General features: G+C 60.1%; 19 protein-coding genes. 9 read left to right on the top strand and 10 right to left on the bottom strand.

Annotated elements, in window-relative coordinates; genetic code table 11:
• Positions 1-91: 91 nt before the first annotated feature.
• The 4 genes from Q0O19_RS03795 to xdhA all read right to left on the bottom strand — a co-directional run bounded on the left by Q0O19_RS03795 (position 92) and on the right by xdhA (position 5,482).
• Positions 92-1,360, bottom strand: a complete 1,269-nt coding sequence (locus Q0O19_RS03795; protein ID WP_295520203.1) for an MFS transporter — start codon at positions 1,358-1,360, stop codon at positions 92-94.
• Positions 1,361-1,438: 78 nt separating this feature from the next.
• Positions 1,439-1,621: a hypothetical protein gene (locus tag Q0O19_RS03790; RefSeq protein WP_295520201.1), complete on the bottom strand. Its 183-nt coding sequence runs from the start codon at positions 1,619-1,621 to the stop codon at positions 1,439-1,441.
• 24 nt (positions 1,622-1,645) lie between these two features.
• Positions 1,646-4,006, bottom strand: coding sequence for a xanthine dehydrogenase molybdopterin binding subunit (xdhB, locus tag Q0O19_RS03785; protein ID WP_295520199.1), 2,361 nt, complete (start codon positions 4,004-4,006; stop codon positions 1,646-1,648).
• Positions 4,007-5,482 (bottom strand): xanthine dehydrogenase small subunit, encoded by a 1,476-nt coding sequence (gene xdhA, locus Q0O19_RS03780; protein WP_295520197.1) that lies wholly within the window; start codon positions 5,480-5,482, stop codon positions 4,007-4,009.
• A 142-nt stretch (positions 5,483-5,624) separates the two neighbouring features.
• Between xdhA and Q0O19_RS03775 the strand changes: the two genes are divergently transcribed.
• On the top strand, positions 5,625-6,443 hold the full coding sequence (locus Q0O19_RS03775; protein WP_295520195.1) for a PPK2 family polyphosphate kinase: 819 nt from the start codon (positions 5,625-5,627) through the stop codon (positions 6,441-6,443).
• Positions 6,444-6,503: 60 nt separating this feature from the next.
• On the opposite strand, the gene uraH is transcribed toward Q0O19_RS03775, so the two are convergent.
• Positions 6,504-6,857 (bottom strand): hydroxyisourate hydrolase, encoded by a 354-nt coding sequence (gene uraH / locus Q0O19_RS03770; protein WP_295520193.1) that lies wholly within the window; start codon positions 6,855-6,857, stop codon positions 6,504-6,506.
• Between the two features lie 169 nt (positions 6,858-7,026).
• Between uraH and Q0O19_RS03765 the strand changes: the two genes are divergently transcribed.
• The 8 genes from Q0O19_RS03765 to Q0O19_RS03730 all read left to right on the top strand — a co-directional run bounded on the left by Q0O19_RS03765 (position 7,027) and on the right by Q0O19_RS03730 (position 15,462).
• Positions 7,027-7,692: a GntR family transcriptional regulator gene (locus tag Q0O19_RS03765; protein WP_295520191.1), complete on the top strand. Its 666-nt coding sequence runs from the start codon at positions 7,027-7,029 to the stop codon at positions 7,690-7,692.
• A 16-nt stretch (positions 7,693-7,708) separates the two neighbouring features.
• Positions 7,709-8,659 carry an allantoinase PuuE gene (puuE, locus tag Q0O19_RS03760; protein ID WP_295520189.1) on the top strand — a complete coding sequence of 317 codons (951 nt, stop codon included), beginning with the start codon at positions 7,709-7,711 and terminating at the stop codon, positions 8,657-8,659.
• Between the two features lie 2 nt (positions 8,660-8,661).
• Positions 8,662-10,437 carry a 2-oxo-4-hydroxy-4-carboxy-5-ureidoimidazoline decarboxylase gene (uraD, locus tag Q0O19_RS03755; RefSeq protein WP_295520187.1) on the top strand — a complete coding sequence of 592 codons (1,776 nt, stop codon included), beginning with the start codon at positions 8,662-8,664 and terminating at the stop codon, positions 10,435-10,437.
• Complete coding sequence (locus tag Q0O19_RS03750; RefSeq protein ID WP_295520185.1) at positions 10,434-11,687, top strand: M20/M25/M40 family metallo-hydrolase; 1,254 nt, start codon at positions 10,434-10,436, stop codon at positions 11,685-11,687. Before uraD ends, Q0O19_RS03750 begins: the two co-directional genes overlap by 4 nt.
• Before the next feature lie 156 nt (positions 11,688-11,843).
• Positions 11,844-12,878: an ABC transporter substrate-binding protein gene (locus Q0O19_RS03745; protein WP_295520183.1), complete on the top strand. Its 1,035-nt coding sequence runs from the start codon at positions 11,844-11,846 to the stop codon at positions 12,876-12,878.
• 119 nt (positions 12,879-12,997) lie between these two features.
• A complete protein-coding gene (locus tag Q0O19_RS03740; protein ID WP_295520181.1) occupies positions 12,998-13,816 on the top strand; it encodes an ABC transporter ATP-binding protein in 819 nt (272 codons plus the stop codon).
• Positions 13,817-13,829: 13 nt separating this feature from the next.
• Positions 13,830-14,597, top strand: coding sequence for an ABC transporter permease (locus Q0O19_RS03735; protein ID WP_295520179.1), 768 nt, complete (start codon positions 13,830-13,832; stop codon positions 14,595-14,597).
• A gap of 34 nt (positions 14,598-14,631) precedes the next feature.
• The gene (locus Q0O19_RS03730; RefSeq protein WP_295520177.1) at positions 14,632-15,462 is read left to right on the top strand and encodes an urease accessory protein UreD; all 831 of its coding nucleotides are present in this window, start codon (positions 14,632-14,634) and stop codon (positions 15,460-15,462) included.
• Positions 15,463-15,481: 19 nt separating this feature from the next.
• Here Q0O19_RS03730 and urtE read toward each other — a convergent pair whose 3' ends face one another.
• From urtE to Q0O19_RS03705, 5 genes are all read right to left on the bottom strand, one after another.
• Complete coding sequence (gene urtE / locus Q0O19_RS03725; protein WP_295520175.1) at positions 15,482-16,186, bottom strand: urea ABC transporter ATP-binding subunit UrtE; 705 nt, start codon at positions 16,184-16,186, stop codon at positions 15,482-15,484.
• A gap of 2 nt (positions 16,187-16,188) precedes the next feature.
• On the bottom strand, positions 16,189-17,064 hold the full coding sequence (gene urtD, locus Q0O19_RS03720; protein WP_295520173.1) for an urea ABC transporter ATP-binding protein UrtD: 876 nt from the start codon (positions 17,062-17,064) through the stop codon (positions 16,189-16,191).
• Entirely contained in the window at positions 17,061-18,173 is a 1,113-nt protein-coding gene (urtC, locus tag Q0O19_RS03715) for an urea ABC transporter permease subunit UrtC (protein WP_295520239.1), read from the bottom strand. Before urtC ends, urtD begins: the two co-directional genes overlap by 4 nt.
• A 14-nt stretch (positions 18,174-18,187) precedes the next feature.
• Positions 18,188-19,771: an urea ABC transporter permease subunit UrtB gene (gene urtB / locus Q0O19_RS03710; RefSeq protein WP_295520171.1), complete on the bottom strand. Its 1,584-nt coding sequence runs from the start codon at positions 19,769-19,771 to the stop codon at positions 18,188-18,190.
• A gap of 102 nt (positions 19,772-19,873) precedes the next feature.
• Positions 19,874-20,584 (bottom strand): transporter substrate-binding protein (locus tag Q0O19_RS03705; RefSeq protein WP_295520169.1); only part of this gene is annotated, 711 nt, incomplete at its 5' end.

The raw sequence follows: 20,584 nt of genomic DNA, 5'->3' as shown, positions 1-20,584 counted from the left end.
TGCTGTCAACCCGGCCATGCACCAGCACTGTGCGGCCAAGGTCGATTGAACGCTGTCGCTTTGGTCACAGCGGCGGCTCATCCTACACAAGTTACAAAGGGGCATTGGCCGGCGCTTTGGCATCCCAGATGTGGGCTCGCCAGTACACTGCCATGGCCCCGGTCAAGAGCAGCCCCAGAGCCGAATACATCCCGGCTGTGGCGGCATAGCCCCAGCGGTCAATCAGCGGCCCAGAAAGAAGCAGGCCCAAAGGCAAACCCCAGATGGCCAGCATGCGCATGCCCATCACCCGGCCCCGGTAAGCTGGTTCTGTGGCGCGCAGCATCACAGCGGCCAAGGGCGTCATGCTGAGGCTTTGCGCCAGGCCCGCCACCCACAGCAAGGCCATGCCCACGCCCAGATGTGTGCTGAAGGCGAACAGCACATCCACCGTAAACCACACCGCCCCGGCCAACACCATGGTTTGCGCCGCGCGAAACGCAAAGCGGTGCGAACTCAGGACCACCGAGCCCACCAACCCCCCAAAGGCAAAGCTGGCGCCCAGCCATCCCAGACCCGTCTGGTCGGTCAGGTAAATGTTTTTGGCCACATAAGGCAGCAAACCCAAAGAGAAAGGAAAGGCCAGCAGGTTGACCAAGAAAGCCAAGGCCATGGCCGCCATCAGCACCGGTCGCGTCCACACGTAGCCAAAAGCCAACTGCAAGTCGCGCACGGGTGACACGCGCACGGCGTCATGAGCTGGAGCGGAATCGTCCGACACCCCGCGCGAGAGCACAAAGCTGAGCATGTAAAGCGCGGTGATCAGGGCAAAGGCCCAGGTCATACCCAGCCAAGCGACCACGCCTACACCCGCCAAAGCACCCGCAATGCGGGCCGAATCCGAGGTGATGCGCGAAATACCCAAGGTGCCCAGCAAATGCCGAGGCGGTAAAGTCTGCGCGATCAAGGCGTTGCGCATCATCATGTCCGAGGGGCGTACCAGGCCTCCCAAAGCAGCCATGAACAGCACGATCATGGGCGTGAGGAATTGCAACCAGGCCAGCAGCATGAAGGTGGCGGCCAGTGCCGTATACAGGGCACGCGACAGAACCAACATGCGGCGGTAACCCAAGCGGTCGCCCACCACGCCAAACATGGGCGACACCAAAGAACCCAAGTACTGCAAGGCGCCAAACACCACCAGCATCATCACCGAGCCCGACTCGACCAGGATGAACCAGCCCAGCACGATGGACTCCATTTCAAAAGCCCAGGACGTGGCCAGATCGGCAGGCCACTGGAAACGAAAACTGCGAACCCGGAACGAGTCGCGCCAGTGCATGGCGGGCGGGGATGGCGCCGGAGTGGCTGAAGAGGTCAAGGTGGCGGCCTTGTGCCCAGCTGCAAATTTTGCAAGACCTCAAACGTAAAGGGGCTGCGGGTCATGCCTGGGCAGTGCTCAGTCTTGCCCAAGCCGCGAAGGCTGATTGGAAGACTCCGCGTTTTGATTTTGGGCTTGCACTGGCGCAACCTCGGGCGCAAAACACATCTTCTCACCATCCCAGCGCTGCCCGCACCAGCAAAGGCCTTCGGCGTTGATGATGCAAGTGCCGGTGCCGCAGCACCGTGGATCGTCAGACATGGGTATTTTCCTTTCGATAAACCCTCACAGGCCTGCTGTGGTCTTGGCTTTTTCACAAGCCATCAAAATGCGTTCGGGCGTGGCAGGGGCGTCCATGTGGACCACGGCTTTGTGGTTGGCACTGGCAGCCACCGCATCGCGCAAGGCGAAGAAGGTCGACAGGCCCAACATCAATGGGGGCTCGCCCGTGGCCTTGCTGTTGAAAGGCGTGGGCTTGTTGTTTTGGTTTTCAAACAAGGACACCTTGAAGTGCTCGGGAATGTCGCCCGCCACAGGAATCTTGTAGGTGCTGGGGCCGTGGGTGAGCAATTTACCCTTCTTGTCCCAAATGCACTCTTCCATGGTGAGCCAGCCCATGCCTTGCACAAACGCGCCTTCGATCTGGCCTTTGTCAATCGCAGGGTTGATGCTGCGGCCCACATCGTGGACGATGTCCACGGCTTTGAGCCACCACTCGCCTGTGCGGGTGTCGATCTCCACTTCGCTCACGGCAGCGCCATAGCAGTAGTAGTAAAACGCACGGCCATTCAGGGTGGCGAAGTCGTATTTGATTTCGGGCGTCATGTAAAAGCCCGTGACCGACAAGCCCACACGGTCCATATACGCTTGCTTGGTCACATCGGCCCACTTGACCGACTTGGCACCACCGTGCACTTCGTTGTTCGCAAACGTCACGTCGCCTTCTGCGCAACCCAGCATACGGGCAGCCACAGGCTTGAGGCGCTCGCGCATTTGCATCGTCGCGTTCATGATGGCCGCGCCGTTGATGTCGGCACCGCTGGATGCGGATGTGGCCGAAGCGTTGGGCACTTTTTGCGAGTCGGTGGCGGTGATGCGCACATGGTCCACGCTGATGCCCAGACCATCGGCACAGACCTGCGCCATCTTGGTGTTCAGGCCTTGTCCCATTTCGGTGCCGCCGTGGTTGCAACTCACCGAGCCGTCCATGTACACCACCAACAAGGCGCCGCCTTGGTTCAAGTGCGTGGCCGTGAAGCTGATGCCGAACTTCAGGGGCACCAGCGCCATGCCGCGCTTGCGGTTCTTGCTTTGGGCGTTGAAGGCCTGCACCTGAGCGCGGCGCTCGGCGTATTGCGATTCGCGCTCGACCTGGTCGATCACCTGGTCCCCCACCCAGTCTTCGATGAGCTGGTTGTACTGGGTGGTCATGGTGTCCGCAGAGCCACTGATGGCGGGATCTTTGTAAAGGTTGAGCTTGCGCACATCCAAAGGGTCTTTGCCCAAAGTCATCGCGATCTCGTCCATCACCGTCTCGATGCCGAACATGCCTTGTGGGCCGCCGAAACCACGAAATGCGGTGGCGCTTTGCGTGTTGGTTTTGCAGCGGTGGCTGACCAACTTGAGTGCGGGCAGGTGGTAGGTGTTGTCGATGTGCAAGCACGCACGGTCATTCACCGGGCCTGAATAATCGGTGCTGTAACCGCAACGCGACATGAGCGTGATGTCCGCGCCCAAGACGCGGCCGTTGCTGTCAAAACCCACTTCGTAATCGATCCGGAAATCGTGGCGCTTGCCGGTGATGGTCATGTCGTCGTCGCGGTTCACGCGCAACTTGACGGGTTTTTGCAGTTTGAACGCGGCCAAGGCAGCGCTTTGGCTGAAGATGCTGGCGTTGCCTTCTTTGCCGCCAAAGCCACCGCCCATGCGGCGGCAAATCACCTCCACATCGTTGGTGTGCAGGTTCAGCGCGTGCGCAGCCTCACGCTGGTTGCCGTCGGGGTGCTGGGTCGACACATAAAGCGTGAGCTGCCCGTCTTCCTTGGGCACGGCGTACGTGATTTGGCCTTCAAGGTAAAACTGCTCTTGCTGGCCGGTGTTGGTGCTGCCTTTGATTTTGTGGGGTGCGCTGGCAATGGCCGCCGTGGCATCGCCACGGGTGATGCCTTTGGGCGGCATGATGAAGCTGCTGGCGGCCATCGCCTCTTCGATCGTCAAAATCGGAGGCAACTCTTTGACCAACACCTTGGCCTTGTGGGCGGCTTCGCGGGCATACAACATGTCACGCGCCACGACCACGGCCACGGCCTGACCCACAAACTCGACCTTGCCCACAGCCAGGAACGGGTCGTCGTGCACGATGGGGCCGCAATTGTTTTCGCCGGGAATGTCTTTGGCCGTGTAGACCGCTACCACGCCATGTTCTTTCAAAATGGCTGCGCGGTCGATGCCGTCGCCCATCAACTCGCCATGCGCCACGGGCGACAAGATGAGCGCAGCATACAAAGTGCCAGCATGCTCAGGGATATCGTCGATGTAGGTGGCCGAGCCGGTGACGTGCAGGTGTGCAGATTCATGCACCAGCTCTTTGCCCTGCTGGACACCTGAGACAGGCATCAGGTTTTTGAGTGCGGTAGGAGCGTTCATTCAAGCCACCTCTTTCGTTTTTTCTTCGATGAATTCCAAAGCCAAATTGCGGGCCACCAAAGCGCGGTAAGCCCAAGTGGCGCGCAATCCGTCGCGGGCGGTGAAGCTGGCGGCAATCGCGGCGTCCAGATCGGCCGCTTTCACGTCGGCAGGCACACGGCCTTCCAGCACGGCTTCGAGCTTGGGGGCACGGCAAGGCGATGGGGCCAAGCCGTTGTAGGCCAGCTTCACGCCGCTCAGCTTGCCGCCAGTCAGCGTGTAGCTGATGGCCGCGCAGGTGGCCGAAATGTCTTGTTCAAAACGCTTGCTGACCTTGTGGGCGCGGAACACCTGACCGGCCACGGGCTTGGGCAACTCCACGGCTTCGATGAACTCGCCGGGCGCCATCACGTTTTTCTTCATGCCGGTGTAGAAGTTGTCCAGCAGCACCTTGCGGGTCTTGTCGCCCCGGCGCAGCAGCACGCTGGCGCCCAGCGCCATCAGGCAAGGCATGGAGTCGCCAATGGGCGAGCCATTGGCAATGTTGCCCGCCAAAGTGGCGGTGGACCGGATGGGCGGAGAGCCAAAGCGGCGCAGTACTTCGGTGAAGTCGGGGTAAGCCTTGGCCACCAGCGCTTCGACTTGGGTGAGCGACACAGCCGCGCCGATGCGCCAGGCGCTGGCGGTCTCGGACACTTGGCGCAGTGCTTTGACGTTGCCCAGGTACATGATGTGCTCGGGTCGGCTGAACTGCTTGTTCACTTGCAAACCGATTTCGGTGCTGCCGGCCAACAAGGTGGTGGCGGGGTGTTTGAGCAAATAGTCGGCCACTTCGGTCAAGGTGGCGGGCGAGACGAATTCGTTGCCCTTGCGCGTGCGCACCACGGGCTGCACGATGATGTCGCCGTCCAAGCTCAGTGTGGGCACGCTGGAACGCTTGATTTCCTGGAGGAGCGGCACATCGGCGCTGTCGTCGAGCTTCAGGGCATCGGGCTTGGCGCAAGCCTTGGTGGCCGATTCGATGATCGGTTTGTAGCCCGTGCAGCGGCACAGGTTGCCGCTGAGCGAATCGGTGATCTGCTGGCGGTTGGGCGTGGGCAACAACTGCACCAAATTCACCAGGCTCATCACGATGCCGGGGGTGCAAAAGCCGCACTGCGAGCCGTGGCACTTGATCATTTCTTCCTGCACCGGGTGCAAGGTGCCGTCGGCTTTTTTCAGGCTTTCGATGGTCTTGACCGATTTGCCATCCAGCGAAGGCAGCAGCTGGATGCACGAGTTGGTGGCCACATAGTCCACGCCCGTGCCTGCGGCATTGAGTTCGCCGACCATGACCACACAAGCACCACAGTCGCCTTCGGCGCAACCCTCTTTGGTACCGGTGCGGTGCATTTGCTCACGCAAATAGTCCAGGACAGTGGTGGTGCGGCGCTCGCCTTGGGCTTCGACAATTTGGCCGTCGAGCACAAAACGCACAGTATTGGTGACTTGGGTCATGGTGCGGGGGGGGTAAATAAACGGTAAGGCCTGATTTTAGTGAGTTGGCCCCAAGATGCCCAGCCCGCCGGCCGCTGGGCAAAAAAATAGATGGGTGCGCCAACAGACAGGCCTGAACTCACAAATTGCCTACACTGTCCGGATGCAACCCAAAGACTTCACCCCTTGGTATGTCTCACCCCAGAGCAAATGCCAACTTTCGGACTTTGACACCGAGCCCCCCTCAAAAGGATTGCCCTCTGGCAGCCAATTGGAGGAGCAGCTGGTCGAACTGGGCGAAAAACTCAACAAATTGCAAAGCACTCTGCACGCGGCCAAAACCCGGGGCTTGCTGGTGGTGTTCCAGGGCATGGACACCGCTGGCAAGGACGGCGTGATCCGCAGCGTTTTCACCCACATCAGCCCCTTGGGTGTGCGGGCCGAGGCCTTTGGCGTGCCCACCGAGCTGGAAACGCGCCATGACTTTTTGTGGTGCATCCACGCCAAAGCACCTGCACGGGGTGAAATGGTGATTTTCAACCGCAGCCACTACGAAGATGTGCTGGTCACCCGTGTGCGGGGTTGGATCGATGAGAAAACCTGCCAAAAACGGTACGACAACATCTTGCACTTTGAGTCTTTGCTGCAAGACGCGGGCATCAGCGTGTTGAAGTGCTACTTGCACATTTCCAAATCCGAGCAAAAGAAACGCTTGCAAGCAAGGCTGGACGACCCCCGCAAACATTGGAAGCTGCAGCCCTCGGATTTTGACGACCGTGCTTTGTGGCCCCAATTCACCCAGGCCTACGAAGCGGCCCTGAGCGCCACCAGCACACCCGAATCCCCCTGGTACGTGGTGCCCGCCGACAACAAGTCTTACCGGGACATTTTTGTAGCCGGGCTGATCGTGCAAACCCTGGAAAACATGAAGCTGAAGACACCCCAACCTGCTTTTGACCTGTCCAAAGTCCAGCTGGTTTGAGCCCTCTTCAAGTTCAACAGTCTTTGGGGTGCTTTGACCGGGGTTGGGACCCCATGGTTTTCATGAACCGCGGTAGGTCGAATAGCTCCAGGGGCTGGCCAAAAGGGGCACATGGTAATGCTGGTCTTCGTGGGCGACGCCGAAGTCCAGTGACACCTGGTTCAAAAAGTTCGGCTCTGGCAACTCCACGCCTTTGGCCTTGAAGTAGTCGCTCACATTGAAAACCAAGCGGTAGGTGCCCTTGCGCAGACTGGCATGGTCGTAGAGCATGCCGTCTGGATTGCGCCCGTCGTGGTTCAGGGTAAAGCTTTTGACCCAAGTGGCCTGGTCGCCCTGCGTGGTGTACAGAGCGACCTGCATGCCCGCGGCAGGGCAGCCGTGCATGGTGTCCAGAACGTGTGTGCTCAATCCCATGGTGTTGCTCGCTTGTCTTGAATAAGGGGGATACGGATTGGTTTTGCAGGGCTTTGACAAGCCCGTCAAATCGGTCGACCGAAGTGTATACAATTTTGCTTTGGATGGCTATGATGGACATCCACCACACCCAAACACCTGGGTAAAACGCCCCAAGGGATTGCGAGACATGGAAACCTCCACCACGCACCACATCGTCGAATCGCTGACCCGCGCCATCGTGGAACACCGACTTTTGCCGGGCTCCAAACTGGCCGAGCAAAAGCTGGCCGACCACTTTGGTGTGTCGCGTACGCTGGTGCGCCAAGCGCTGTTTCAGCTCTCGCAAAACCGCCTGATCCGGCTCGAACCGGCACGCGGCGCGTTCGTGGCGGCCCCATCGGTGGAAGAAGCGCAACAGGTTTTTGCCGTGCGCCGCATGCTCGAAGCCGAGATGACCCGCGCCTTTGTGCAGCAGGTCAAGCCAGAACAGATCGTGGCCCTGAAAGAACACATCAAGCAAGAGCGCGAAGCTGTGACGCAAGGCGATATCACGGGACGCACCGAGTTATTGGGCGACTTTCATGTGCGCATGGCCGAACTGATGCACAACGATGTGCTGGCCCAGGTGCTGGGCGAGTTGATCTCGCGCTGCGCCCTGATCACGCTGATGTACCAGTCGCGCCACGAGGCTGAGCACTCCACCGACGAGCATGTGGCCATTGTGGCCGCGCTCGAAACGCAGGACTCGGACCTGGCTGTGCGCCTGATGCACGAGCACCTGCTGCACGTTGAAGCCAGCCTGACTTTCGACCGCAAAGTGCCCACACACGACATTTCTTTGGCCCTGGCCTGAACCTTTGAGGACAAGCATGAGCAGCTACGACAGCACCCTCCCCTACCCCCGTGACCTGAAGGGCTACGGCCGCCACGTCCCCCACGCCCAGTGGCCAGGCGGTGCCCGCGTGGCGGTGCAGTTTGTTTTGAACTACGAAGAAGGCGGCGAAAACTCGGTGCTGCATGGCGATGCGGGTTCCGAACAATTTCTGTCTGAAATGTTCAACCCGGCGTCCTTTCCCGAGCGGCACATCAGCATGGAAGGCATTTACGAATACGGCTCGCGTGCGGGCGTGTGGCGCATCCTGCGAGAGTTTGAAAAGCGCGGCCTGCCGCTCACTGTGTTTGGGGTGGCCACCGCGCTGCAAAAGCACCCCGAGTTAACCGCCGCCTTTCAGGAACTCGGCCACGACATCGCCTGTCATGGCCTCAAGTGGATCCATTACCAACACATCGACGAAGCCACCGAGCGCGCGCACATGGCCGAAGCGATGGAGATCATTCAAAAGCTCACGGGTGAGCGACCCCTGGGCTGGTACACCGGGCGCGACAGCCCGAACACGCGCCGTCTGGTGGCGGACTTTGGCGGCTTTGAATACGACAGCGACTACTACGGCGACGACCTGCCTTTCTGGATGAAGGTGCGCAAGTCAGACGGCAGCGATGCGCCCCAACTGATCGTGCCCTACACGCTGGACTGCAACGACATGCGCTTTGCGCTGCCGCAGGGCTACTCTCACGCCGATCCGTTTTTCCAGTACATGAAGGACACCTTTGACGCGCTCTACGCCGAGGGCAACCCGGAGGGCGACAACGCCCCCAAGATGATGAGCATCGGCATGCACTGCCGCTTGCTCGGCCGCCCGGGCCGCATCACCGCACTGCAACGCTTTTTGGACCACATCCAATCACACAACAAGGTCTGGGTGGCGCGGCGCATCGACATCGCGCGGCACTGGAAGGCCACACACCCCTACAAGAACTGAGCATGCCCATGACTTTGGAACAACTCAACAGCGCCAGCCAAGAAGCAGCGGCGCAGCAGCTCGACGGCTTGTACGAGCATTCGCCATGGATCGCCGAACAAGCTCTCCACGAGCGTCCGTTCACATCTCTGGCCCACCTCAAACACGCCATGTGCGAAGTGCTGGCACACGCCGGACGCGACGCGCAGCTGGCCCTGATCCGCGCCCACCCGGAGCTGGCGGGCAAAGCCATGGTCAGTAAAACGCTGACGGCCGAATCGACCAACGAACAGTCCAAGGCGGGCTTGACCGACTGCACACCCGAAGAGTTCGCCAAAATCCAAAAGCTCAACGCCGACTACAACGCCAAGTTCGGCTGGCCCTTCATCTTGGCCGTGCGCGGTCCGCGTGGCTTGGGGCTCAACAAACGGCAAATCATCGACGCCTTTGAGCGCCGCTTGCATGGCCACCCCGACTTTGAGTTGGCCGAGTGCCTGCGCAATATCCATCGCATCGCCGAGATCCGCCTGAACGACAAATTCGGCGTGGAGCCCACGCTGGGCCACAAGGTGTGGGACTGGCAAGAAAAGTTGGCCCAGCATTCGGACCCCGGCTTTGCCGAACTCGGCCAACTCACCGTCACTTACCTGACCGACGCCCACCGCGCCTGCGCCCAAGGCATCACGCAGAACATGCGCGACTGCGGCTTTGACGAGGTCTACACCGACGCCGTGGGCAACGTGGTGGGCCGCTACCACCCGGCCACTTCAAGCGGAAAATACCTGATGACGGGCAGCCACTACGACACCGTGCGCAACGGCGGCAAGTACGACGGTCGCCTGGGCATCTTCGTGCCCATGGTTTGCGTGCAGCAGTTGCACCAGCAGGGCAAACGCCTGCCCTTCGGCATCGAAGTCGTGGCCTTTGCCGAAGAAGAAGGCCAACGCTACAAAGCCACTTTCCTGGGCTCGGGTGCGCTCATTGGCCAGTTCAACCCGGCTTGGCTGGACCAACAAGACGCCGACGGCATCACCATGCGTGCGGCCATGCAACACGCTGGCCTGTGCGTGGACGACATCGCCAAAATCCAGCGCGACCCGGCGCAATACCTCGGCTTTGTCGAAGTGCACATCGAACAAGGCCCGGTGCTCAATCAAGTGAACATCCCACTGGGCGTGGTCACCTCCATCAACGGCAGCGTGCGCTACCTGTGCGAAGTCATCGGCACCGCCAGCCACGCGGGCACCACCCCCATGGACCGCCGCCGCGACGCCGCCTGCGCCGTGGCCGAACTCGCGCTCTACATGGAGCAACGCGCCGCCCAAGACGGCGACAGCGTGGCGACGATGGGCCAACTCCAAGTGCCCAACGGCTCGATCAACGTGGTGCCGGGTCGTTGCACCTTCAGCCTGGACATGCGTGCGCCCACCGATGCACAGCGTGATGTGCTGGTGGCCGACATCCTGGCGCAACTGCAAGCCATTGCCGAGCGCCGTGGCGTGCGCGTGAAAGCCGAACTGACCATGTGCGCCGCCGCAGCGCCCAGCGCTCCCGAATGGCAAGCCCGCTGGGAGCGCGCCGTCAGCGCCTTGGGTGTGCCACTGTTCAAACTGCCCAGCGGTGCAGGGCACGACGCGATGAAACTGCACGAAGTCATGCCGCAAGCCATGCTGTTTGTGCGCGGCGAAAACGGGGGCATCAGCCACAACCCACGCGAATCGACCACCAGCTGCGACATGCAACTGTGTGTCGACGCCTTCACCCATGTTTTGAACCAACTCGCATCGGAATTGTCATGACTGCAACTGCCCAACAATACGCGCAACTCGACGCTTGGATCGACGCGCACTTCGACGAGCAGGTCAAGTTCTTGCAGGCGCTGGTGCAGGTGCCCACCGACACCCCGCCCGGCAACAACGCGCCGCACGCCGAGCGCACCGCTGAGCTGCTGGCCCCGATGGGCTTTGTCGCTGAAAAGCACACCGTGCCCGAAGCCGACGTCAAGGCCTACGGCCTGGAGTCGATCACCAACCTGATCGTGCGCCGCCCATATGGCGAAGGCAAAACCATCGCCCTGAATGCCCACGGCGATGTGGTTCCCCCAGGCGAAGGCTGGACACATCCGCCCTATGGCGGCGAAATCCACAATGGCGCGATGTACGGCCGCGCCACCGCCGTGAGCAAGTGCGACTTTTCCACTTTCACCTTTGCCACCCGCGCTCTCGAATCGCTCAATGTCCCGTTGAAGGGCGGTGTGGAACTGCACTTCACCTACGACGAAGAATTTGGTGGCGAAATGGGCCCCGGCTGGCTGCTGGCCAAAGGCCTAACGAAACCGGATTGGATGATCGCCGCAGGCTTTTCCTACCAGGTGGTCACCGCGCACAACGGCTGCCTGCAAATGGAAGTCACGGTGCAAGGTGAGATGGCGCACGCGGCCATCCCCGACAGCGGCACCGACGCGCTGCAAGGCGCGGTGCACATCCTGAACGCGCTGCACGCCCTCAACACACAATACCTGCAAGTCACGTCCAAGGTCGAGGGCATCAGCCACCCTTATCTGAACGTGGGCCTGATCTCGGGCGGCACCAACACCAACGTGGTGCCCGGCAAAGTCAGCTTCAAGCTCGACCGCCGCATGATCCCCGAAGAGAACCCGGCCGAAGTGGAGGCCGCCATCCGCCAAACCATTGCCGAGGCGGCCGCCAGCTTCAAGCCCCCACGCGGCGGCCATGCGTTGCAAGTGGACGTGCGCCGCATGCTGCTGGCCAATGCCATGAAACCCCTGCCCGGCAACCAGCCGCTGGTCGACGCCATTCAGAAACATGGCGATCAGGTCTTTGGTGAGCCCATCCCCGCCTTGGGCACGCCGCTCTACACCGACGTGCGCCTGTACGTGGAGCGCGGCATCCCCGGCGTGATCTACGGCGCGGGCCCGCGCACCGTGCGCGAGTCCAACGCCAAGCGTTCGGACGAACACTTGGTGCTTGAAGACCTGCGCCGGGCCACCCAGGTGGTCGCCCGCACCTTGCTGGACCTGCTGCAATGAAAACACACCCCATTTTGGTGACAAATTACTGGATACATGCTCCAAATTGGGGTTTTCTACGGGATGCCCCTGAGGCCAACTGACCCAACAGTGCTCGATAATGGGCACCGAATTTGCTAGACAAGTTAAACCGTTTATTTGACTCTGGAGCCCCACATGAACAAGCGTTTCTTCCTCAAGGCCACAGCCGTATTGGCCGCTGCGGCTGCCTTTGGCACTGCCCAAGCTCAAACCACCCCCATCAAATTCCAGATGGACTGGCGCTTTGAGGGACCTTCAGCCTTCTTCCTCTTGCCCGTTGCCAAGGGCTATTTCAAGGACGCCAAACTGGATGTGACCGTCGATTCAGGCAACGGCTCGGGTGGCGCGGTGACCCGCGTGGCTTCGGGCACTTACGACCTGGGCTTTGCGGACTTGGCCGCCCTGATGGAATTCCACGCCAACAACCCGGACGCCCCCAACAAGCCCGTGGCCATCATGATGGTCTACAACAACACCCCCGCTTCGGTGATGGCCTTGAAGAAGTCCGGCATCAAGACCCCGGCTGACCTGGCTGGCAAAAAGCTGGGTGCCCCGGTGTTTGACGCAGGCCGCCGCGCTTTCCCCATCTTCCAAAAAGCCAATGACATTGGCAACGTGGCTTGGACTGCCATGGACCCGCCTTTGCGTGAAACCATGTTGGTGCGCGGCGATGTGGACGCCATCACTGGCTTCACCTTCACCTCGCTGCTCAACATCGAAGCGCGTGGCGTCAAAGCCGAGGACGTGGTCGTGATGCAGTACCCCGACTTTGGTGTGAAGCTCTATGGCAATGCGATCATCGCCTCGCCCAAGATCCTGAAAGAAAACCCAGCCGCCGTAAAAGCCTTCTTGACCGCCTTCAGCAAAGGCGCGAAGGACGTGATCGCCGATCCGGCCAAGGCCATCGAATCGGTCAAGGCGCGTGACGGCATCATCAACGTAGCACTGGAAACGCGCCGCCTGCAATTGGCCATCGACACCGTCATCAACAGCCCATCGGCCCGTGCCGAAGGTTTCGGTCAAGTCAACGGCCCTCGCCTGAGCCTGATGGCCTCGCAAGTGTCGGATGCCTTCAACACCAAAACCCGCGTGAAGGTCGACGACATTTGGAGTGGCGCTTTCTTGCCCACGGCCAAAGAACTCGACATCTTGCCCAAGGCCAAGAAGTAAATTCCACCCAGACCGGTTTTTGACCGGTGCCCAAGCCCACGGGAACGCCTTTTGCGTCAGTGGGCTTTTCAATCGGAATATTTGTATACACTTTCGAACACCATTTTAAAGCCCACAACATGACCCAAGAATCATTCGTTGATTTCCAAAATGTCTGGCTGGCCTACAACGATGAGTTGCTGGCTCAAAACCACTTTGCGGTGGAAGACATCAACCTGCAGGTCAAGCAAGGCGAATTCATCGCCATCGTCGGCCCATCGGGTTGTGGCAAGTCCACCTTCATGAAACTGACCACAGGCCTGAAGATGCCCAGCAAAGGCCACATTCTGGTCGACGGCCAGCCCGTGACCGGTCCGCTCAAGATCAGTGGCATGGCGTTCCAAGCCTCGTCTTTGCTGCCATGGCGAACCACGCTGGACAACGTGCTGCTTCCCTTGGAAATCGTCGAGCCTTACCGCTCCAACTTCAAACAAAAAAAGGCCGAATACGCGGAACGCGCCCGCAAACTGCTGAACACGGTGGGCCTGGGTGGCTACGAAGACAAGTTCCCCTGGCAACTGTCGGGCGGCATGCAGCAACGCGCCAGCATCTGCCGCGCCCTGATCCACGAACCCAAAATGCTGCTGCTCGACGAGCCCTTTGGCGCACTCGATGCCTTCACCCGGGAAGAACTCTGGTGCATCTTGCGCGACTTGTGGACAGAGCAAAAGTTCAACGTGATTTTGGTCACGCACGACCTGCGCGAATCGGTGTTCCTGGCCGATACGGTGTATGTGATGAGCAAGAGCCCCGGCCGCTTTGTGGTCAAGCGCGAGATCGACCTGCCGCGCCCGCGGGATCTGGAGATCACCTACACCCCCGAATTCACCAACATCGTGCACGAGCTGCGCGGCCACATCGGTGCCATGCGCAAGACCGGTGCGGCGATTCATCAATAAGCGGGAGCCGCACATGAAAAATAAATCACTGGAAACCTGGTCCCCTTGGATCTTGCTGGTGCTGACCATCCTGCTTTGGGAAGTTCTGTGCCGCGCCTTCAACGTGTCGGAATTCGTTTTCCCCAGCCCTTGGCGCATCGCACAGCAAACCGTGGAATACCGCGACGTGATCGCGGGCCACGCCTGGCGCACCTATTGGGTGACCATGGTGGGCTTTGGCATCGCCATCGTGGTGGGCGTGTTGCTGGGCTTCATCATCGGCAGCTCACGTTTGGCTTATGCCGCCGTGTACCCGCTCATGACCGCCTTCAACGCCCTGCCCAAAGCGGCCTTCGTGCCGATTTTGGTGGTCTGGTTTGGCATCGGTATCGGGCCCGCCATCCTCACCGCCTTTCTCATCAGCTTCTTCCCGATCATGGTGAACATCGCCACCGGCTTGGCCACGCTGGAGCCTGAGCTGGAAGACGTGCTGCGCGTGCTGGGCGCCAAACGCTGGGACGTCCTGATCAAAATCGGCCTGCCCCGCTCCATGCCTTACTTTTACGGCTCGCTCAAAGTCGCGATCACCTTGGCTTTTGTGGGCACCACCGTGTCCGAGATGACGGCCTCGAACGAAGGCATTGGCTACCTGCTGATCTCGGCGGGCTCGGCCATGCAAATGGGCCTGGCGTTTTCTGGCTTGGTGGTGGTCGGTGCGATGGCCCTGGCCATGTACGAACTGTTCAGCGCCATCGAAAAGCGGACCACTGGCTGGGCCCACAGGGGTTCTCAAGGCGAATGAACTGGGCGCCATTGATGTTGCCACGGCTCACGGCATGACCTGGCACGCCAGTCTGAAGCTGGACTACACCCTGGAGTCCGAGCGCAGCGTCGCCCGCTACCTGCACCAAGGGCCGTTGCGCATCTTGCAAAGCCTCTACCCTGAGGGCGATGCCATTTGCCACAACGTGCTGGTCCACCCACCCAGCGGCTTGGTGGGGGGCGACACCCTCGACATGCAAGTCAGCGTGGGCGCTTGCGCACACGGCTTGGTGACCACACCCGGTGCCACACGTTTTTACAGAAGCGAAGCGGGCTTGGCCACGCAACAAGTGCATGCACGCCTGGAGGCCGATGCCCGGCTGGAATGGTTGCCGCTGGAAGCGATTGCCTACAACGGCTGCGATGGCCTGAACCGCGCCGTGTTTGATTTGGCCCCGGGCAGCGAAATGATGACCTGGGACATCACGGCACTGGGCCTGCCTGCAGCCGACATGCCTTTTGCACAAGGCACGTTTCGCCAGCACCTGGAGATTCCCGGCGTGTGGCTGGAACGCGGCACCCTCAGCGCCACCGACACCCGGCTGATGAACAGCCCACTGGGCCTGGCCGGCCAGCGCTGCATGGCCACGCTGGTGTTTGCAGCGGGCAGCGCGATTGCGCCAGAACGCAGCGAACGGGCTTTGGCTTGCGCGCGCGAGCTTTTGGAGGCATCCCCTTTGCGTTTGACGGCAGGGGTCACCTCACCGCACAAGCAAGTCATTGTGATGCGCGCACTCTCACCGGTGACCGAACCTGCAATGCAATTACTCAGGCAAGTGTGGGCGGCTTGGCGGCATGAGATGTGGGGCCTGGGTGGAACCTTGCCCCGCTTGTGGAATCTGTAGGCGCGTCGCTCCTAAAGAATCAAATCGCCACCAACTGCTGAATGTTCTTTTCCTTCATCTCGCTGCCCGGACCGCGTGCGATCACCTCGCCACGCTCCATCACCAGGTACTGGTCGGCCAGCTCTTCGGCAAAGTCGTAGTACTGCTCGCACAACAATACCGCCATGCGTTGGCCCTGCAGGCCCACATCGGCCAGTTGGCGAATCACGCGGCCAATGTCTTTGATGATGCTCGGCTGAATGCCTTCGGTGGGCTCGTCCAAGATGAGTAAACGCGGCTTGGCGGCCAAGGCACGGGCAATCGCCAGTTGCTGCTGCTGGCCGCCCGACAAGTCACCGCCCCGGCGGTGCAGCATTTGCTTGAGCACAGGGAACAACTCAAACAACTCAGTGGGAATCGGGGTGCCGCCAGGCTGCGTCGCCAAGCCCATGCGCAAGTTGTCTTCCACCGTCAACCGCGCAAATATTTCTCGGCCTTGCGGCACGTAGCCGATACCGGCTGCCGCGCGTTCGTAAGGCTTGGCTACCGTCAGGTCACGTCCACTGTGCGTGACGCTGCCGCTTTTGATGGGCACCAAGCCCATGAGCGATTTGAGCAAGGTGGTTTTGCCCACGCCATTGCGCCCGAGCAGCACCGTGACCTGACCTTGTTCGGCGCTCAGGCTCACATCACGCAGGATGTGCGAGCCGCCGTAGTACTGATGGATGTTCTTTACTTCAAGCATCTTCAACGCCCCAAATACACTTCGATCACACGCTCGTCGGCTTGCACCTGATCGAGCGTGCCCTGGGCCAGAACCGAGCCGTCACACAGCACGGTGACAATGTCGGAGATGGTGCGGATGAAACCCATGTCGTGCTCCACCACCATCAGCGAGTGCTTGCCTTTGAGCGTGAGGAACAACTCGGCGGTGCGTTCGGTTTCCTGGTCGGTCATGCCGGCCACCGGTTCGTCGAGCAGCAGGAGTTTGGGGTCTTGCATCAGCAGCATCCCGATCTCAAGCCACTGCTTTTGGCCGTGGCTCAGCGTTCCCGCCTGCACCCGAACGCTGTCGGCCAGGTGGATGGTGTGCAGCACCTCGGCCAAGCGGTCACTTTGGCGAGAATCCAGCTTGAAGAGCATGGAGGCTTTCACGCCTTTGGGGGTCTTCAAGGCGAGTTCCAGGTTTTCAAACACGCTCAAGTGCTCGAACACCGTCGGCTTTTGAAACTTGCGACCGATTCCCAACTGTGCGATTTCGGGCTCGTTGTGGCGCAGCAAGTCGATGGTGCTGCCGAAGAACACCGTCCCTTCATCGGGTCGGGTCTTGCCGGTGATGATGTCCATCATCGTCGTTTTGCCCGCGCCGTTGGGGCCGATGATGCAACGCAACTCACCCGGCGCGATGTCCAGGGACAGCTTGTTGATGGCCTTGAAGCCATCAAAGCTCACGCTCACGTCTTCGAGGTACAAAATACGGCCATGCGTCACATCCACTTCGGAAGTGTCTTGCACCACACGGCCGTAACCCGCATTGCGGCCACCGGATTCTGTGGATTCCACGCGCTGCTGGGCCAAACGGGCCACACGCTCAGCGCCTTGTTTCAGCAGATCGGGCGTCATGCCGCACCGCCTTTCTTGTTTTTGAATTTCGCGAGCAAGCCGACCACCCCGTTCGGCAAATACAAAGTCACGGCAATGAACAACGCACCCAAAAAGTACAACCAAAACTCGGGCGCGGTGACGGTGAGCCAGCTTTTGGCGCCATTGACCAAGAAAGCCCCGACGATCGGGCCGATCAAGGTGCCACGCCCACCCACCGCCGCCCAAACCGCCATCTCGATCGAGTTGGCCGCGCTCATCTCACCGGGGTTGATGATGCCCACCTGAGGCACATACAAAGCGCCCGCAATGCCGCACATCACCGCCGAAATCACCCAAATGCTCAGCTTGTACGGCAGTGGCGAATAGCCCGAAAACATGACCCGCGTTTCGGCATCGCGAATCGCCATCAACACCCGGCCATATTTGCTGCCCACCAACCAGCGTGAGAACAAAAAGAAGCCCAACAGCGTCAAACCTGTCAGCACAAACAGCGTCATGCGCATGCTGGGCGTGGCGATGGGCAAGTCCAAAATCCGCTTGAAATCGGTGAAGCCGTTGTTGCCACCAAACCCGGTCTCGTTGCGGAAGAACAAGAGCATGGCCGCATAAGTCATGGCCTGGGTGATGATGGAAAAGTACACCCCTTTGATGCGCGAACGGAAGGCAAAGTACCCGAACACAAAGGCGATCAAACCCGGCACCAGCACCACCAGCAGCAATGTGGCGATGAAGCTGTCCGAGAGCGTCCAATGCCAAGGCAGCTCCTTCCAGTCCAGAAACACCATGAAGTCGGGCAGCTCGCTTTTGTAGTTGCCGTCCTGGCCGATCTGGCGCATCAGGTACATGCCCATGACGTAGCCGCCCAAGGCAAAGAACAGGCCATGGCCCAGCGACAAAATGCCGGTGTAGCCCCAGATCAGGTCCATGGCCAGCGCACAGATGGCGTAGCACATGATCTTGCCGATCAAGGACACCGCAAAGTCGCTCATGTGCAAGGGGCTGCCTGCAGGCACCCACAAGTTCAGCACCGGGGCCAGCACGCCCACCACGATGAGCGCCAAGAGGAACGCCGTCCAGGCTTTTCTGCCGAGCAAAGGCGCATGGGTTGGAAGTTCGAATTTGTTCATGTTCATGCCCCTGTTCACGCTTCAGCGCTGCGACCCTTCATCGCGAAGATGCCTTGCGGGCGCTTCTGGATGAAGACGATGATGAACACCAACACCGCAATCTTGGCCAGCACCGCACCGGTCCAACCCTCGAGCAATTTGTTGGCCAAGCCCAGGCCCAAAGCCGCATAAACCGTACCGGCCAGCTGCCCCACGCCGCCCAGCACCACCCCCCTGAACGAGTCCACGATGTAGCTCTGGCCCAAATCAGGGCCGACGTTACCCACTTGGCTCAAGGCGCAGCCGGCCAAACCGGCAATGCCAGAGCCCAAGGCAAACGCATAGGTGTCGATGCGGGCCGTGTTCACGCCCATGCACGAGGCCATGGATCGGTTTTGGGTCACACCACGCACAAACAGACCCAGACGTGTTTTGCCGATCAACAGCGCCATACCGATGAGCACCGCTGCCGCAAAGACGATGATGAGCACACGGTTCCAAGGCAGTTGCAGATTGGGCAAGAGCTGCAGCGAGCCGCTCATCCAGGAGGGGTTTTCCACACCCACGTTTTGCGCACCAAACAAGCTGCGCACGCCTTGCATGAGCACCAAGCTGATGCCCCAGGTGGCCAGCAAGGTCTCCAGCGGGCGGCCATACAAATGTTTGAGCACGGTGCGCTCCATGACAGCGCCCACCAAAGCGGCGGTGAGGAAGGACACGGGGATCGCCACCGCCAAGTACACATCGAATGCGCCTGGCATGTATTGGCGGAACAAGGCTTGCACCACATAGGTGGCATAGGCACCGATCATCATCAACTCGCCGTGCGCCATGTTGATCACACCCATCAGGCCATACGTGATGGCCAAACCCAGAGCCACCAGCAGCAAGATGGAACCCAGACTGGCGCCGGTGAACAAAGTGCCCAAGCGTTCACCCCAGCGCAAGCTCTCTTGCACGGTGGCCAAAGAGCTCTGAATTTGTTTTTTTACCGAAGGCTCTTGCTCTTGGGCCAGTTGCTGGTTCAGCAGCAGCAAGGTTTCGGGTTGTTGGCTGTCGGCCAGTTCGCGCGCGGCCAGCAAACGGTCGTTGGGCACCTCGCTGCCGAGCAGGGCTGCGGCACGCGCTTGTCGCACCAGGCTTTGCACTTGCGGGTCTTTTTCAGCCGCCAAGGCTTTTTCCAGCAGCGGTTTGCGGCTGGCGTCAGGCTCTTTGAGCAGCGACAAGGCCGCCAACCGGCGCACCTTCACTTCAGGACTGAACAACTTCAAGGCCGCCAGGGCGGTGTCCAGTTCGCCTCGCAGGCGGTTGTTCAGCATCACATCTTCGGCGTCTGCGGGCACGGTCACCGCTTGTCCGGTCACAGGATTCAGGCCTTGCCCATCGCGCACCACCAGCACCTGGTCTTTGGCCACCTTGACCACATCATCGGCCAGCGCTTGCAAAAATGCGGCGGTCTTCTCATTGCCTTGGGCCACGGCCTGCGCCAAAGCCTGCACACGCGCATCGCTTTCGCCCACTGAAATCGCCAGCGCCTCGTCCATGGTCAACGCGTGTGCGGCCGTCAGGCCCCACAAAGCACCGGCCATCCACGCGGCTTTCAAAATCCATCGTTTCATCTTGAACATCTCTTGGTCGGGCACACGGCGGCCCCTTCGGTCAACTTTCAAAAAAATAGGGAGGGACCACGCCCTCCCCTTTTTCAGAACGGATTCAAACGATCACTTCTTGGCGGGTTCGTCAGGTTTGACGTCGTTGCCAGGAATGAAGGGGCTCCATGGCTTGGCTTTGACGGGGCCAGGTGTCTTCCACACCACGTTGAACTGGCCATCGGCCTTGATCTCGCCAATGAACACCGACTTGTGCAAGTGGTGGTTCTTCTCGTCCATCTTGCTGGTGATGCCGCTCGGTGCCTTGAAGGTCTGGCCGGCCATGGCCGCGATCACTTTGTCGGTGTCGGTGGACTTGGCTTTTTCAACCGCCTGCTTCCACATGTTGATGCCGATGTAAGTGGCTTCCATCGGGTCGTTGGTCAAAGGCTTGTCTTTGTGACCGGCGATGTTTTTGGCCTTGGCATAGGTCGCCCACTTTTTGGTGAACTCGTCGTTGGCGGGGTTCTTGATCGACATGAAATAGTTCCATGCGGCCAAGTGACCAACCAAAGGCTTGGTGTCCACGCCGCGCAATTCTTCTTCACCCACCGAGAAAGCCACCACTGGAACGTCTTTGGCCTTCAGGCCCGCATTGCCCAACTCTTTGTAGAAAGGCACGTTGGAGTCACCATTGATGGTGGACACCACCGCGGTCTTGCCGCCGGCAGAGAATTTCTTCACATCGGCCACGATGGTTTGGTAATCGCTGTGGCCAAACGGGGTGTATTTTTCGTCGATGTCTTTGTCAGCCACGCCTTTGCTTTTCAGGTAAGCGCGCAA

The organism is Limnohabitans sp. Rim8, assembly GCF_945869175.1.
Classification (GTDB): Bacteria; Pseudomonadota; Gammaproteobacteria; order Burkholderiales; family Burkholderiaceae_C; genus Limnohabitans_A.
Note: the sequence above shows the minus strand (reverse complement) of the source record. Positions and strands in the feature narration are given on the sequence as shown.

What these genes read in the sequence shown, in the direction of transcription:
- uraD (WP_295520187.1), top strand. Translation starts at nt 8,662, where the DNA reads ATGCCCATGACTTTGGAACAACTCAACAGCGCCAGCCAAGAAGCAGCG.
- Q0O19_RS03735 (WP_295520179.1), top strand. Translation starts at nt 13,830, where the DNA reads ATGAAAAATAAATCACTGGAAACCTGGTCCCCTTGGATCTTGCTGGTG.
- xdhB (WP_295520199.1), bottom strand. Translation starts at nt 4,006, where the DNA reads ATGAACGCTCCTACCGCACTCAAAAACCTGATGCCTGTCTCAGGTGTC.
- Q0O19_RS03750 (WP_295520185.1), top strand. Translation starts at nt 10,434, where the DNA reads ATGACTGCAACTGCCCAACAATACGCGCAACTCGACGCTTGGATCGAC.
- urtB (WP_295520171.1), bottom strand. Translation starts at nt 19,771, where the DNA reads ATGAAACGATGGATTTTGAAAGCCGCGTGGATGGCCGGTGCTTTGTGG.
- urtE (WP_295520175.1), bottom strand. Translation starts at nt 16,186, where the DNA reads ATGCTTGAAGTAAAGAACATCCATCAGTACTACGGCGGCTCGCACATC.
- puuE (WP_295520189.1), top strand. Translation starts at nt 7,709, where the DNA reads ATGAGCAGCTACGACAGCACCCTCCCCTACCCCCGTGACCTGAAGGGC.
- Q0O19_RS03730 (WP_295520177.1), top strand. Translation starts at nt 14,632, where the DNA reads ATGACCTGGCACGCCAGTCTGAAGCTGGACTACACCCTGGAGTCCGAG.
- Q0O19_RS03765 (WP_295520191.1), top strand. Translation starts at nt 7,027, where the DNA reads ATGGAAACCTCCACCACGCACCACATCGTCGAATCGCTGACCCGCGCC.
- Q0O19_RS03775 (WP_295520195.1), top strand. Translation starts at nt 5,625, where the DNA reads ATGCAACCCAAAGACTTCACCCCTTGGTATGTCTCACCCCAGAGCAAA.
- xdhA (WP_295520197.1), bottom strand. Translation starts at nt 5,482, where the DNA reads ATGACCCAAGTCACCAATACTGTGCGTTTTGTGCTCGACGGCCAAATT.
- uraH (WP_295520193.1), bottom strand. Translation starts at nt 6,857, where the DNA reads ATGGGATTGAGCACACACGTTCTGGACACCATGCACGGCTGCCCTGCC.
- Q0O19_RS03745 (WP_295520183.1), top strand. Translation starts at nt 11,844, where the DNA reads ATGAACAAGCGTTTCTTCCTCAAGGCCACAGCCGTATTGGCCGCTGCG.
- urtD (WP_295520173.1), bottom strand. Translation starts at nt 17,064, where the DNA reads ATGACGCCCGATCTGCTGAAACAAGGCGCTGAGCGTGTGGCCCGTTTG.
- Q0O19_RS03740 (WP_295520181.1), top strand. Translation starts at nt 12,998, where the DNA reads ATGACCCAAGAATCATTCGTTGATTTCCAAAATGTCTGGCTGGCCTAC.
- urtC (WP_295520239.1), bottom strand. Translation starts at nt 18,173, where the DNA reads ATGAACAAATTCGAACTTCCAACCCATGCGCCTTTGCTCGGCAGAAAA.
- Q0O19_RS03790 (WP_295520201.1), bottom strand. Translation starts at nt 1,621, where the DNA reads ATGTCTGACGATCCACGGTGCTGCGGCACCGGCACTTGCATCATCAAC.